11 protein-coding genes and 1 pseudogene are annotated in these 13654 nt (G+C 45.1%); 4 read left to right on the top strand and 8 right to left on the bottom strand.

Annotated features, from left to right (window positions below; genetic code table 11):
* The 5 genes and pseudogenes from AAHB90_RS20650 to AAHB90_RS20670 form a co-directional block, all read right to left on the bottom strand.
* A pseudogene (locus AAHB90_RS20650) lies at positions 1-438 on the bottom strand (hypothetical protein); the annotation flags it as partial.
* Positions 435-806, bottom strand: coding sequence for a hypothetical protein (locus AAHB90_RS20655; RefSeq protein ID WP_342087101.1), 372 nt, complete (start codon positions 804-806; stop codon positions 435-437). The pseudogene AAHB90_RS20650 and the gene AAHB90_RS20655, both read right to left, overlap by 4 nt.
* Positions 793-1116: a hypothetical protein gene (locus AAHB90_RS20660; protein ID WP_342087102.1), complete on the bottom strand. Its 324-nt coding sequence runs from the start codon at positions 1114-1116 to the stop codon at positions 793-795. Before AAHB90_RS20660 ends, AAHB90_RS20655 begins: the two co-directional genes overlap by 14 nt.
* Positions 1113-1382: a helix-turn-helix domain-containing protein gene (locus tag AAHB90_RS20665; protein ID WP_342087103.1), complete on the bottom strand. Its 270-nt coding sequence runs from the start codon at positions 1380-1382 to the stop codon at positions 1113-1115. The genes AAHB90_RS20660 and AAHB90_RS20665 overlap by 4 nt, the downstream gene beginning before the upstream one ends.
* A gap of 103 nt (positions 1383-1485) precedes the next feature.
* Positions 1486-2250, bottom strand: coding sequence for a hypothetical protein (locus AAHB90_RS20670; RefSeq protein WP_342087104.1), 765 nt, complete (start codon positions 2248-2250; stop codon positions 1486-1488).
* A 374-nt stretch (positions 2251-2624) separates the two neighbouring features.
* Here AAHB90_RS20670 and AAHB90_RS20675 point away from each other — a divergent pair, with 374 nt between their 5' ends.
* The 4 genes from AAHB90_RS20675 to AAHB90_RS20690 all read left to right on the top strand — a co-directional run bounded on the left by AAHB90_RS20675 (position 2625) and on the right by AAHB90_RS20690 (position 9255).
* Complete coding sequence (locus tag AAHB90_RS20675; protein WP_342087105.1) at positions 2625-5702, top strand: type I restriction endonuclease; 3078 nt, start codon at positions 2625-2627, stop codon at positions 5700-5702.
* Positions 5703-5704: 2 nt separating this feature from the next.
* Positions 5705-7342, top strand: a complete 1638-nt coding sequence (locus tag AAHB90_RS20680) for an HsdM family class I SAM-dependent methyltransferase (protein ID WP_342087106.1) — start codon at positions 5705-5707, stop codon at positions 7340-7342.
* A 4-nt stretch (positions 7343-7346) separates the two neighbouring features.
* Complete coding sequence (locus tag AAHB90_RS20685) at positions 7347-8663, top strand: restriction endonuclease subunit S (protein WP_342087107.1); 1317 nt, start codon at positions 7347-7349, stop codon at positions 8661-8663.
* A gap of 304 nt (positions 8664-8967) precedes the next feature.
* Positions 8968-9255 (top strand): hypothetical protein, encoded by a 288-nt coding sequence (locus AAHB90_RS20690; protein WP_342087108.1) that lies wholly within the window; start codon positions 8968-8970, stop codon positions 9253-9255.
* 28 nt (positions 9256-9283) lie between these two features.
* Here the strand turns inward: AAHB90_RS20690 and AAHB90_RS20695 are convergent, their stop codons facing one another.
* From AAHB90_RS20695 to AAHB90_RS20705, 3 genes are all read right to left on the bottom strand, one after another.
* The gene (locus tag AAHB90_RS20695; RefSeq protein WP_342087109.1) at positions 9284-10543 is read right to left on the bottom strand and encodes an McrC family protein; all 1260 of its coding nucleotides are present in this window, start codon (positions 10541-10543) and stop codon (positions 9284-9286) included.
* Between the two features lies 1 nt (position 10544).
* Positions 10545-12257 (bottom strand): McrB family protein, encoded by a 1713-nt coding sequence (locus AAHB90_RS20700; protein ID WP_342087110.1) that lies wholly within the window; start codon positions 12255-12257, stop codon positions 10545-10547.
* A 405-nt stretch (positions 12258-12662) separates the two neighbouring features.
* Positions 12663-13649 (bottom strand): hypothetical protein, encoded by a 987-nt coding sequence (locus tag AAHB90_RS20705; RefSeq protein WP_342087111.1) that lies wholly within the window; start codon positions 13647-13649, stop codon positions 12663-12665.
* Positions 13650-13654 lie beyond the last annotated feature (5 nt).

Below are 13654 nucleotides of genomic sequence, written 5' to 3' on the forward strand. Positions count from 1 at the left end.
TGCCCGCATCTTTTCCAGAAACTGTATACTGGCCAGGTATGCTCCGCCGCCACCGATGATGATATGGAATATGGCCTTGATCCCCAGCTCGTCACACCACTCCTTTAAATCGATGTCACGCGTGATCAAAGCGGGCAATTGTTCACTTTCCGGCGCTCCGAAATCCATAAACACTTTGTCAAAGGGGCTATCTGCCAGGCTTTCCACGTAGCCGATAAAAAGGTCCCGCATGAGCCTTTCGCGGTTGTCAAGCAAAGAGAAAGCTTCAAACCGGTCCTGCCCTAAGAAGGCAAGTTGTCTGGAAGAAGTTTTTGTTGAGCTGTCAAGGTCAACAAAAAGGGAAGTGCTGCCGGCCTGGGAAAGCGCCCTCAGGTAGGTATGCAGGCTTTTGCCTACGCCGCCCTTGGCCTGCACGATGAAGTGAAATTCTTTTTTCATTGTTTGTTAGAATGTTTTGATTTGAACGTAAATTGATCTTCTAGTTTGATTCCATCCGGATCGGTTACCTTGAAGGTGCTGAGTGGACTGTCTCCACTGCCTGCTGAATGATCCGGCCTAGGTTTGGGCTTTTCTACAGGCCTGATCGCCCCCAAGTGTTTCTTGTCCTTGAAGTAAAACCGGCAATAGCGCACATCATCCGCAGTGACAAGTCCTGGCCTGGCTAGTTTCGCGTTGATTAGATCGGCGATCCTGGCTCGCGTGAGTCTGGCTAGTAGCTCGTCTGGAAAAAGCTCAAATAAGGCCTCCCTGCGTTTTCGGTCCTTCTGCTCGAAGAGCTCAATCAGAAGCTTCTCATCGATCAGCATCGGAGGTAGCAGTTGTTCCGGTAAGCACTATACGACTTCCGAGTTGCGGGTGAAAAGAAGGGTCGTAGCTCAGGTAGCCGTAGCTGATCAGCTCCCGCAAACACTTATGATAAGTCGCCCCGGATTTGATCCTTGAAAAGCCCATCAACTTCCTGCGGCTTGCGTGAAACGGGAATTGCCTGATCCCTTTGCCGTAGTAAAGAAGCGCGGTGTAAAGGCTGATGTGATAGCAGTTGAGCCGGTCGTCGGATTTGACTGCTTCAAGTGCCGCCATGTCCATGGCAGCACTTGCATTGCTGGACCTTTTCATCTCTTGGAGCCGTTTTGATTGAGCATGGCAGCGATGTCCCGCTGGCTGTAAAAGAAGCATCCACCGATCTTGGTGAACCGAAGAAGCCCCTGGATGCGAAGGTTCTGCAAGGTGCCCGGCGAGATGCTCAGCATCTTTCTTACCTGCGCGCTTCTGAGCCAGGTGCCCTCTGAGGGCTTATCCTGCGAAAGGATTGATTTGAGCTCTGCAATGATTTCATTTTTCAGGTTTTGCAGATCTTCCCTGGTGATCATCTCTACATTCATTGTTCTGCAAGTTTATTGTGAAACATCCCGGCATGAAGGCCGCCGGCTGCTTGCAAAAATGAACGGGGGAGGGCTGATTTCAATGACCAAACTTAGGAGCTGGTCATGACTTACTCGTGCCAGACTTGATCAAGTTGATTTTAAAGTGTTGTAAATCAGTGGGTACTTGTGTGCCCTTGCCATGGATTTCAGGCTCTTTGATTGGGAAATAGTTTCGAGCGGTTTCGATTGGAATCGAGTTTCCGTTGTGACTGAAGTACTTGCTGAGCAGCTTGTACCAGGCACTTTGCCCTTGAAAGGTAAATAGCTTCCGGCCATCTGGCAGAGTCAAACCTTGTAATTGATGAAGAAGATTAATGAATGTGGGCAGATGCTTTTCACATATATCGATTTTCGTGCTCGACTCATATTGACGTAAGCTTTGTAGTTCGTTTTGGAGTTTGTGAATCTGCTTCTTCAGATCTTCGAGTTCTTCACTTTTTTCGGCAATTATTAGTTCCAACGTTTTTGAGGAGTTCCACTGATCTATCGAGACCAGGAACTTTTGAAAGCCTTTAAGCCTCTCTATCTGCAATTTGGTGCGAAGAGCTTTTCGGGAGAATGGATCTAAAATCTTGAAATGTGCGATCCTCGTTGAGACGAGCTCGGACACATGGATATGAAAATCTTGTTCCCCATCACAGAAATACTGGATATGATGCCGGAGATGGAAATGATAGAAATCGGAAAACTCCCGCTCTTTCAAATCGTAGAGCTTTGAAAGAAAGTGATTGTCATGAAAAGAACTTCGGATGAAAGGAGTGCCAATCTCGAACTTGTGAGGTCTAAAATTCCAGGGATCACGGATTTTGAAATAGGAGTGTTGCATAGTTTTTAACCATAAGTTACATGGGGTGAGTGAGGAAATCAAGTGGTGTCAACAGTTAAGTTCGTCATAGAGGCAGATACATTTCCGGCAAAAGGGCAAAAGTTTGCTGCGACGACTTGTTAAAGGAGGAATCCAATAAAGTTGAATATTAGGTGTACTGGAAGATTTAACTCTCGGTGACCTTGAAACAAGGAAAACAGTTGGCTTCCTAGTATCTTGCATAGGTTGCAGTAACAAGTTTTAAAGATCTAAAAAAGATTCTAACCGCATAACTGAGGATTCAAGGAAAACTTAACTCTACTCAGACGGATGAAACAATGGATCAGTTATCGAACTGGACAAACAGCTAAAAGTGTAAATTGAATAATAACTCAATGCCCTTCAACGAAAACTCACGCGTCAAAATACCTGCCATCCTTCACCTGATGAAGTTGGGATATGAGTACATCCCTTTCGATCAACAAAAAAGAAGGATAGATACCAACATCTTCGAAAGCATCTTCATCGAAAGCGTCTTCAAGATCAATGGAGGTGAAATCAGCAGGGAAGAAATCGTCCGCGTGCTGGATGAGCTGAGTCTGGAATTGGACTATGAGGACCTTGGCCAGAAATTTTATGACCGGATTACAGCGAAGTCGGGCATTAAGCTGATCGACTTTGAAAATTTCGATAACAACAGTTTTCATGTAACTGCTGAGCTGACCGCCCAAAACGGCGATGAGGAGTTCCGGCCGGACATCACCATTTTAATCAATGGGATGCCGCTCGCATTTATCGAAGTCAAAAAGCCCCACAACAAAGAAGGCATATTAGCCGAGCGGAGCCGCATTAATGCTCGTTTCAAAAACAAACGGTTTCGTCGCTTTGCCAACATTACCCAACTCATGGTGTTCTCCAATAATATGGAGTATGAAGATGGAATTGTTGAACCGGTGTTTGGTGCATTTTATGCCACATCCGCCTACGCTGACCTGAATTTCAACTATTTCCGGGAGGACGAGGATTTTCCTGTTCGTCATAAGTTTCTCAACATTGACGAACAGCTTGAAAACAGCGTATTGAGGGACAATAGCCTGCAAGTGATCAAGCATAGCCCTGAGTTTAAAACCAACAAGGAGCTCAATACACCCACTAATCGTATTCTCACCAGCCTTTTCAGCCGGGAGCGATTGCAATTCATGCTGCGCTATGCCATTGCGTACGTAAAAGAAGAAACCGGCTTGCAGAAGCACATTATGCGCTATCCTCAGATTTTTGCTACCATGGCTATTTCAACGAGGTTGAGCGAGGGAAAGCGGAAAGGGATTGTCTGGCACACGCAAGGTTCGGGGAAAACGGCCTTGGCTTATTACAATGTGAAGCACCTGACGGACTATTATCAGCGCCAGCAAATCATTCCCAAGTTCTACTTCGTGGTGGACCGTCTGGATTTGCTCATTCAGGCCAGCACCGAGTTTTCCAATCGTGGGTTGAAGGTGAACCAAGTGAATTCAAAGGCGGACTTTATTGACGATCTGCAAATCATTGGTGCCATTAAAAATCACAGCGGACGAGCGGAAATCACGGTCGTAAACATTCAGAAGTTCAGCGAGGACGCGGTGGCTAAGGATTTGCCTGAGTACGATATCAACACGCAGCGCATTTACTTCCTGGATGAAGCACACCGGAGCTACAATCCCAAAGGAAATTACCTGGCTAACCTGATCAACTCCGACAGATCGGCCGTGCTGATTGCTCTCACCGGCACGCCGCTGTTGCGTGAAGTGGCCAAGGAGTACGATTCCAAATTGCTGTTTGGCAATTACTTCCATAAATACTATTACAACCGCTCCATTGCCGACGGATACACCCTGCGATTGATCCGGGAAGATATCCGGGCTTCTTTCAAAATGGAAATGAAGGATTTGATGCAGCAGATCAAACTGCGGGAGGGGGATATCAAAGCGTCGGATGTGTATGCGGATAGAAAATTTGCCAGTGGTTTGCTGAATTACATCACGCAGGACTTGCAAGATTTTAGGGATTACTGGCGGGACGATAGCTTAGGCGCTATGGTGGTTTGCGATTCTTCCAAGCAAGCCAAAATGCTGTTCCGGTTGTTTGAGGAACAGTATGGCACCCAGGAAATCTACGCCGAAAATCTGGTGCGTATGGCGGCTGAGCCGTTTGTGCCTTATGGAAAACGGCCCAGGAAGATGCTCACCGCAGCATTGATCCTGCATGATGAGAATGACAAGACGATCCGCAAGGAGCTGATCAAAGCTTATAAGGCGGCGAAAGTGGACATCCTGTTTGTATACAATATGCTGCTTACCGGCTTTGATGCAAAGCGGTTGAAGAAATTGTACCTGGCACGCGTCATACAGGATCACAACCTACTGCAAACGCTCACGCGTGTGAACCGTCCTTACAAAACCTATAAATACGGGTATGTGGTAGACTTCGCGGATATTTCCAAGGCATTCGACCGTACGAACCAGCTTTACTTCCAGGAGTTGCAGGATCAGCTGGGCGATGAAGCGGAGTTTTATAACCATCTTTTCAAATCGGAGCAGGAGATCAGGGAAGAGTTGAACAAGATCAAGGAAACGCTCTTTCATTATGATACCGAAAACAAGGAGATATTCTCGCAGCAGATCGCGCAACTGACCGATAAGAGCGAGTTGCTGGAACTGGTGAAGGCATTACGGACTGCGAAGGAGCTCAAAAACATGATCGCCATCAATGGCTATGAAGGAATGGGCGAGCTTGTGAATTTCGAAGTGCTGAACCGATTGCTGATCGAAGCGCAAAACCGCCTGGATAACCTCAACTTCATCGAGAACATCGGCAATGATACGGCTACCCAAAATCTGCTCGCCGCGGCCCTGGAAGATATCGTGTTCCAGTTTATCAAAGTCGGTGAAGAGGAATTGCGGCTTGCCGATGAGCTCAAAGAGCAATTGCGCAAGACCAGAACAGCATTGCAGGACAACTTCGACCAGCAGGACCCGCAGTTTGTAACCCTACGAGAAGAATTGGAGCGGATCTTCAAAAAGAAAAATATTACGGAGACCACGCAGGAAGAGTTGGTAGCGAACTTACCTTTGCTGCGCAGAATTTACGACCAGGCCAAAGAGTTGAATCGTAGAAACGCCCTGCTGAAAGCCAAATACAGCAACGACGAGAAGTATGCACGCATCCATAAGCGCTTGACAGAGAAAGGAGGATTGAATAGTAAAGAGATGCAGCTGCACCGCGCGCTGACGGTTGTAAAGACGGAAGTGGACACAAAGCTCGAAGGTCAGGAGGATTTCCTGGCGAATGAAGCACTGTTCGACCGCTATGTGCTGAGACTGGTAGCCGAGCAATTTGTTCAACAGGAAAAGCTAGACCTGGATACGCCGACTCGCAAAAACATCACCACACTTATTTCCAAGGAGTATTTCAATTTATACCACCCGCATTATTAACAATGACATTAGATATTACCTACACTACCAAAACCAAGCAGCTGATAGACAACCTGAAAAGTGTTTGTGCCAACTATGGTTTGGGTAATGACGGCAACGAGTTCAAGATCATTTCCCAGGTTTTTCTTTATAAATTTCTCAATGATAAGTTTCGGTATGAGATCAAAAAGCTCAAACCGGAACTAGGAGATAGCAAGACTTTTAACGAGCAACTGGAAGCAATGTCCATCGGCGAACGCGAATTGCTGATGGACTTGCTCGATGAGAACGTCCCGCGCCTCAAACCGCATCAGCTCATCACCTACTTGTACAACATCCAGAACACAGGTGATTTTGCTAAAACATTTGATGATACACTGCGGGATATCAGCGTAGAAAATGCTGACGTGTTTTCTATTAAATCCTCCACCGGTGCTAAGGACAAACTGTTTGACGAGCTTAGCAATTTTATTACCGACTCTTCGCAGCGAGATGCATTTTGCAGGGCATTAATTAACAAGCTGTTCGAGTTCAGCTTTGAAGAAAGCTTTGACACTTACTTTGACGAGAAATACGACTTCTTCAAGGATATTTTCGAATACCTCATTAAAGATTACAACAGCGACAGCGGCGGGAAATACGCTGAATACTATACGCCTAATGCCGTCGCCCGCATTATTGCGAATATCCTCGTGGCTGAGGACGAGAAGGGCAACAAGAAATGCTACGATCCCAGTGTAGGATCGGGGTCGCTATTAATGTCGTTGGCGCACAAGATTGGCGAAGACAAATGCACCATTTATTCGGAGGACATTTCCCAAAAGTCGAGCACCATGCTCCGACTTAACCTGATTCTCAATAATCTCACACATAGCATTCCGAATGTAATCAAGACGAATACCATTTCGCAGCCATTCTATTTGGAAAAGCAAAAGTTTGACTATATCGTCTCCAATCCACCCTTCAAACTGGATTTCTCTGATTTCAGGGACGATCTTGAAAAAGACAGTTTCAAGGAGCGCTTTTTTGCTGGGATACCTAACGTGCCCAAAGCAAAGAAGGAGTCGATGGCAATTTACCTGCTTTTTATCCAGCACATTATTCATAGCCTGAATGATACAGGTAAAGCCGCGGTTGTTGTGCCGACGGGCTTTATCACCGCGCAGAGTGGTATTGAAAAGAAAATACGGGAGCGGCTGGTGGATAAGGGCTGGCTGCGTGGTGTAGTAAGTATGCCTAGCAATATTTTTGCCAGCACAGGTACCAATGTTTCGGTTTTGTTTATTGACAAGACCGCCGATAGCGAGCACATTGTACTGATGGATGCCAGCAAATTGGGCGACACTGTAAAAGAAGGTAAGAACCAGCGAACTGTGCTTACCAGGGCCGAAGAAGCGCGCATTGTTGATACTTTTAATAACCGCCAAGCTGCGGATGATCTTTCTGTCGTCGTAACTAAGAAGCAGGTAAAGGAGAAAAATTACAGTTTCGGCGCAGGACAGTATTTTGAGGTTAAGATTGATCATCTTGCTATTTCCGTGGACGAGTTCAATGCCAAGATCGAGGGTTTTGAAGAGAGACTTAAAGCTTTGTTTAGCCATAGCAGTCTTTTGGATGCTAAAATTCAAAAAGAGCTATCTCAACTAAGGTTTAATGGATAATAGAATGCTGACGATCGCCGATATTGCCCAAATATACGATGGGCCACATGCCACTCCGTTGAAAACTGAGTCTGGGCCATATTTTCTTAGTATTTCAAGTTTAGAAAAGGGGCGACTCGACCTATCAAAGTCTGCGCATCTTAGTTTCGAGGATCTTAGAAAATGGACGAAAAGAGTTACTCCGGAACCGGGGGATCTACTATTCTCTTATGAAACTCGATTAGGTGAGGCCGCGCTAATGCCAAAAGGTATTGATGCATGTCTTGGAAGAAGGATGGGATTGTTAAGGCCAAACAGGAGTTTAGTCCTACCTGAGTATTTATTGTACTTCTATTTGTCTCCCGCTTTTCAACAAACAATTGTCTCGAATACGATTCGTGGGGCGACGGTTGACAGAATTCCAATAACAGAAATGTCTAATTTCCCAATAAGCATTCCCTCGTTGGAAAATCAAGCGAAAATCGTTGAACTACTTAAATCCCTAGACGACAAGATATTACTCAACAACCGTATCAATGCCGAGCTGGAACAGATGGCTAAAACCCTGTACGACTATTGGTTTGTGCAGTTTGATTTTCCCAATGAAGATGGCGAGCCCTACAAATCTTCTGGCGGTAAGATGTTTTATGATGAGGTTCTGAAAAAAGAGATTCCGCAGGGCTGGGAAGTGGGAACACTGGAAGATATTGGCAATCTACTTGGTGGAGGGACTCCCCGAAAAGAGGTTCCGGAGTATTGGAATGGCGCAATTCCTTTTTTTACGCCGAAAGATTATGAAAAATCTGTTTTCGCAACCTACACTGAGAGCCACATTACAGAAGTGGGACTAGCTAGTTGCAGCAGTAGACTCTATCCGAAGGGAACTATTTTTATAACTGCTCGGGGAACTGTTGGGAATATCAATATTGCGTCAACCGATATGGCGATGAATCAATCTTGTTATGCAGTGACAACCAAGCCAGGTATAAACTATTACTTTTTACATCAGTTTTGTGTCAATTTGATACAGTATATGAAAGTCAAAGCTGCTGGGTCTGTTTTTGATGCCTTAGTATCAAATGACTTCAAACTGACTAGCGCAGTTATACCCGCGAGAGATACAATTGATTTGTTCGGTCAAAGAACGGCAAGTTTTTATGAGCGAATTTTGAATAATAAATTACAAAACCAACAACTCGCCTCCCTTCGCGATTGGTTGCTTCCGATGCTCATGAACGGCCAGGTAACCGTCGGCGAAGTTCTGGACCGCTCAGAGGAAGATTCGGAAGCACGGGTAGATACAATCGGACAAGAAGGGACTCAAATGCATTTGTTTGCATGAATATGAATCTGCGCATTGCCATAAAGTTTGAAGTAACGGCTGCCTTTGGGTGGCCGCTTTTCATTTGTACGTGAGCGTATGGCCGGAGCTACCGATCGTTCATTGACCTGCCATGAATCAAATCTTTCCTCTATATTTGCCCTGCGAACTTTATTAAAATTTTGAGGTGCTTATGTTACAGTTTAGGTTTGAAAAGTGGTCTTGGAGAGGCATACGGGTGAAAGTCCCGAGACCTATCATAGCCCTGCTTTGATGAAGTTCGCAGTGACCTCTCCTCGTTTATTCACCATCATCCATTTAGGAAATGCGAACTTCAAATGGTCCAGGTGTCGACTCGAACGATCAGTCAGTCAACACAACACCCGATGCACATCACGCATCAAACTTCAGCGCACCGCTGACAGATTCACAAGCCGAGTTTTGGTACCTCATCGAATGTCAAGGCTGCAAGGAGCTGGCGCATTCGCTGAGGATGGTCCACGATCTGGCGCTTTATCATTCGGACATTCCGTTTGATACAGCGGAAAAGTCGGCGCTCTTTGATTTGAAAGTGCTTTGGGAAGGTTTCGAGAAGATGGGAGAAAAAGTTTGAAAATGGAGGACTGCGGAGGCAGTCCTTTTTAGTTTTCAGACCACTTTGCCACTTCATTGTAAATGGCCTTTTGCCAGCGCCTCAAATCCGTATCAACACAAATTCCTATTAGCGAGCATTGCAGGCTGGCATCCTGTACCTTGGTAGGCAGGTAAACGCCCGCTACCCGGGATGGCACCGGACCCGGATAAATCATCCCGACCCGTTTCGCGCCAAAATACTGATGGTACACATACATCTGCCGAAGATCGTCTGGCGATGGGTTCGATCCGTTCAGATTCTTCCATTTGGTATCGATCACCATGCAATGCTCCGTGTTCTGATCAATCACAATGTCAGGTCTGATTCGTGAATGCATTCCCCGGTCAGGCTTCCAGAACGACTTCGAACTCTGAACGGTGATTGTAGTTTCCGGCCTAATATGTTTTCTCAGGCTCTTGTATACAAATTTTTCCCAGAGCAGATTCATATCGAACATCAGCGCCAGCACGTGATTGCGCCCCCTCGTTACGTCAGGATGATATTGGAGTAGAATCAGACGGGCTATTTCAATGCACTTTCGATAGGGCTCCGTTTTCCTGTTATAAGTAACCGTTTCAAACGTCTTTGCCGATACAGATATGTCGGCCATTTCAGGGAAGCCTAGCAGCAAATTGCCGATATGGCTATGCAGATCGGCGCTCGTGTTGATGTGTTTCAACAGCCGGATGGTCTTGTAAACGATCGCATGAAGCTTGTGTTGCGGATCATAAACGGTGTGGCCAACATAAAACCGCTCCTGATGTGTCAGGTTTTGCTGAATGTGCTTGCCGAAGATTAGATTCCCTTTCAGAGCCGTGACATTCCCTTCTTTTCGGCGATACTTTTTCACCAATCCGCTATGTAAGAGATATTCAACTTCGCTAATAAAAAGCTGGAAAAATAAATCCAGGACAGAATTCGCTTTCAGGTGCAATGCGGCGCTTGTGGGCGCATGGAGATTGAAAGCGTCCACTTCGAGCAACATGCCAATCAGGACCTTCCGCCATTTTGCCTCATCTTCTGACTGGTTATTGCGTCGATCGGCCTTGGGCAGTATTTCTACAACCAGATCTCCGACCTGTATCACTCCCACGTGCTCATTAAACCGAACGCCATGATGAATCAGCGAAAAATAAGGCACACCGGTTCCATAGAATGACTGTAATGCGTGGAGTTTAGATTGATCAAAGACAATGTCTTCGCACCGGTCGTTCAAACGAAGGCACTGATGCTCAAAGACTGTGATATGCTTGTTCCGGCTTCGCAAACTATTTATTCATTAATAGTTTCAATGCGTTCACAAAAGCCTCGTCAGACATGGCAGAAGCGTTTTGCAAGGTATAAACCGGCCGCTCGCTGAATGCCTCGGTATCCGAATAGTCAAATTTAGCAAATAGGTTTGGCTCTGATACTTCCTCGACATTAATAAACCCCTGACCAAGAACTAGTCCGATCTTCCCGTAGTCTCCAAAAAAATACTCCTGCAACAGCGGGATGATTTTGTTTTGAAAGGTGAGTTTGAGATCGAAGAGGTTATGAATAGCCAAAAAATAGCTATGCCCAATAAGATGGTCTCGGTCAAGTAGCTTTTCGATTCGTTTGTTGATAGTTTTCAGAATATCCTTCAATGGGAAACCTTCTACCTCGTTTTCCAGCACTTCTGGATTAGGGGAAATCTCCTGGAAACTGAACCGGCGTCGTAACGCCGTATCCAACGCTTCGACGCTCCGATCGGCGGTGTTCATTGTACCGATAATGTACAAATTAGAAGGAACGCCGAACTTCTCCTTGCTATATGGCAAGAGGGCTTCTAGATACTCAGAAGCGCCGAGGCGCTTATCGTCTTCGATCAGACTGATCAGCTCGCCGAATATTTGAGAGACGTTGCCGCGGTTGATTTCGTCGATGATGATAAGAAACCGCTTCGAAGAAATATTACTTCCAACTACTGGGCCATCGGAGTTTAAAAGCTTCATTGTTTCATAGTCAACCTCAGATTCTTTCTCCTGATTTATTCCCTGGGGCTGTCCGCTCTTGGTTTTCGCTATCTTGTATAATTCAGACAGAACTGCCCAATAAGCCGTAGTGTTTGCGCCGCCGATCACACCTCGAATGTCTTTATGGACGTTTTTTATCGCGTCAATACTTTCGAAATAAGTAAAGAGTTTTATTAATCGTTGACGTGATACTATATATGGCCTTTCGCGGACTTCACCGTCGTGCTTTATTCTCAAATTAAGAAGCTCTGAGATATCCGTGATGTACAATTTTAATCCGGTGATCGATTGTAATTCTACCGCTTGTCCAGTTGCAAGTTTGTCCTCTACTTGCGATAAGAATTCTTCATAAACAGCATTAAACTTTTCAATTTCGGATAATTCCTGGCCGGTCCGTGGGGATCCAGATATCTTTAATTCATAAGTCGCTCTGACACATAGCCGTTTAAAAATGCCGTCTTCAATTCGATAGCTTATGTTATCTTCGGAAACCTCCTGACCAAGCACGGGTTTAATCCCTTCAATAAAATCTTCGTAAGACATGCTTTGATGGAAGGTACAAAACACAATCTGCCCCATTTGCTTCCGTTCCTCAAAGCGGCTTTTAAGATCTTCCCGGGTTTTGCCAGCCAGGTCCTCATCATCCAGTCCATCGACAATCGCCACTGCCTTTTCAATCGTCAAATAAGTCTTTCCAGTCCCGGGCGGGCCGTATAGTATTTGGTTCAATGGGGAATTCAATTTGTTGTTATGGCTCACTATATAACTCGCTGTTTTCCTTTCCGCATCGAATGGAGGCTTCTCATCTTTAATGCTCGCTTTAACCCTTTCCCTCTTGATTGCCCAATTAAGCAGATCGGCAGTAAATGCTTCCCAATCTTGCTGGGTATCGCTAAGGACGGAAATCTCATTGCCGTAGTACCCAAACTTTTCGAACGCTTCCCGAACCGTTTCTCGACTTGTCCTACCATGACCAATGGTCATATCATAGGATTCAAGTAAGTGAGATTCGCTATTCTGTTGTAAGTGAGTCTTCTTTTTCGTAAGGTCAATGTTATACAACTGCCCCTCCAAGTTTACAGATTCAATCACGATCTTATAGACTCCGTCCGCGGGTCGAATAACGCTTCGTAGAATGTATGAATATGAGGGTGTTAGGTTATGAAATAGAAATCCGTCTTCCTGCCAAGGTCCTATGGGAGTGTTATATCGAATATCGCTGCTTCCAGTAAATCGCCAATTCTTAATCGCTTGTTGTTCTTTGAGATTTTTTAGAAAGGCTAAAAAATTGCTCGCGAGGTCGCTTGGCGTCATTGTATTAAATCGTTCGTAATCTCCTTGAATGCCCTCATAATCTGATCGCGTATTCGTTGTTAACTATGCAATATTTTATTGGCGCTCACCTGCCTGGACAAATCTTATGAAATTTGCTATGAACTCATTGGGTTGCTTAACAGCTTCATAAACTTCACATGCATCCGCACCAGAATCGAGAAGCCACTTTTTCCAAATCGCTCTCATTATCTGATAATCATTTGGATGCTTCATAGCAACACCTTGTGGATTCCTTGACCTGTCCGTAAACTCCACGACCATAACGCTAAGTCCTTTCAAGGAGGTCGACGTCGGTTTAATTTGATATTGAGGATTCTTTGCGATGAATTGATCTATGCTACCACCGGTCTTGTTGTAATCAATCCTTGCTTTGTCAATGACTGAATATCTCAAAGAATACCCTGGTGTCTGGTTTTTGTTCTCTATGTAACCATCCGTTAGAATTATCGCCATGTTCTTCATGATGACTCTTGTCGTCGTCGTTGGGCTAATTTTCTCCACTTTTATGGGACGATTAATTAAAGATTCATGAATTGTCTGGTCGAAATACGTCCAGATATCGGAGCCCGAATTATTTTTTAAAGAATATTTATATAAGGCAGCAAGTTCTCTCTTTAGTTTCCCTTGATCGTTCACAAGCTGAACCCTGATATAATCGGACCGATCGCGTTGCCTGTTTCCAAACTTGTCAAAACTAATCTGCATATCTTTCGCGTTGACAATGCCCGAACTCAGGACTCCTCGATTCATGAAGTCAATTGTGAAGACATCGTTTTGATTCATTTTTCTGTTGCCAATTGTGAGGAACTGCCTGATATTGTCCACGAAAGAATTCAAAAGTATTGTGTCATGAACTGGCTTGGGATGAATTTGGGGATTGATTCTATTTGATAGGTCGGGGACGAGAAGTACATTGTAACTATTGATTAAGACTTCACTCGGCTTCGATGCCGGATTAGATTCCTCTGTTCCAGGTTTTCCTCGTCCACACCCGAGTAGCGATAACGCCAAAAAAAAGTTCGTAATAAATTTTTTACTCATAATGA

This window comes from Dyadobacter sp. OTU695 (assembly GCF_038440355.1).
Taxonomy (GTDB): Bacteria; Bacteroidota; Bacteroidia; order Cytophagales; family Spirosomataceae; genus Dyadobacter.

Bases quoted from the DNA above. Each gene is read 5' to 3' on its own strand.
- AAHB90_RS20660 (WP_342087102.1), bottom strand. From the start codon at position 1,116: ATGAAAAGGTCCAGCAATGCAAGTGCTGCCATGGACATGGCGGCACTT.
- AAHB90_RS20665 (WP_342087103.1), bottom strand. From the start codon at position 1,382: ATGAATGTAGAGATGATCACCAGGGAAGATCTGCAAAACCTGAAAAAT.
- AAHB90_RS20685 (WP_342087107.1), top strand. From the start codon at position 7,347: ATGCTGACGATCGCCGATATTGCCCAAATATACGATGGGCCACATGCC.
- AAHB90_RS20690 (WP_342087108.1), top strand. From the start codon at position 8,968: ATGCGAACTTCAAATGGTCCAGGTGTCGACTCGAACGATCAGTCAGTC.
- AAHB90_RS20700 (WP_342087110.1), bottom strand. From the start codon at position 12,257: ATGACCATTGGTCATGGTAGGACAAGTCGAGAAACGGTTCGGGAAGCG.
- AAHB90_RS20705 (WP_342087111.1), bottom strand. From the start codon at position 13,649: ATGAGTAAAAAATTTATTACGAACTTTTTTTTGGCGTTATCGCTACTC.
- AAHB90_RS20675 (WP_342087105.1), top strand. From the start codon at position 2,625: ATGCCCTTCAACGAAAACTCACGCGTCAAAATACCTGCCATCCTTCAC.
- AAHB90_RS20655 (WP_342087101.1), bottom strand. From the start codon at position 806: ATGCTGATCGATGAGAAGCTTCTGATTGAGCTCTTCGAGCAGAAGGAC.
- AAHB90_RS20680 (WP_342087106.1), top strand. From the start codon at position 5,705: ATGACATTAGATATTACCTACACTACCAAAACCAAGCAGCTGATAGAC.
- AAHB90_RS20670 (WP_342087104.1), bottom strand. From the start codon at position 2,250: ATGCAACACTCCTATTTCAAAATCCGTGATCCCTGGAATTTTAGACCT.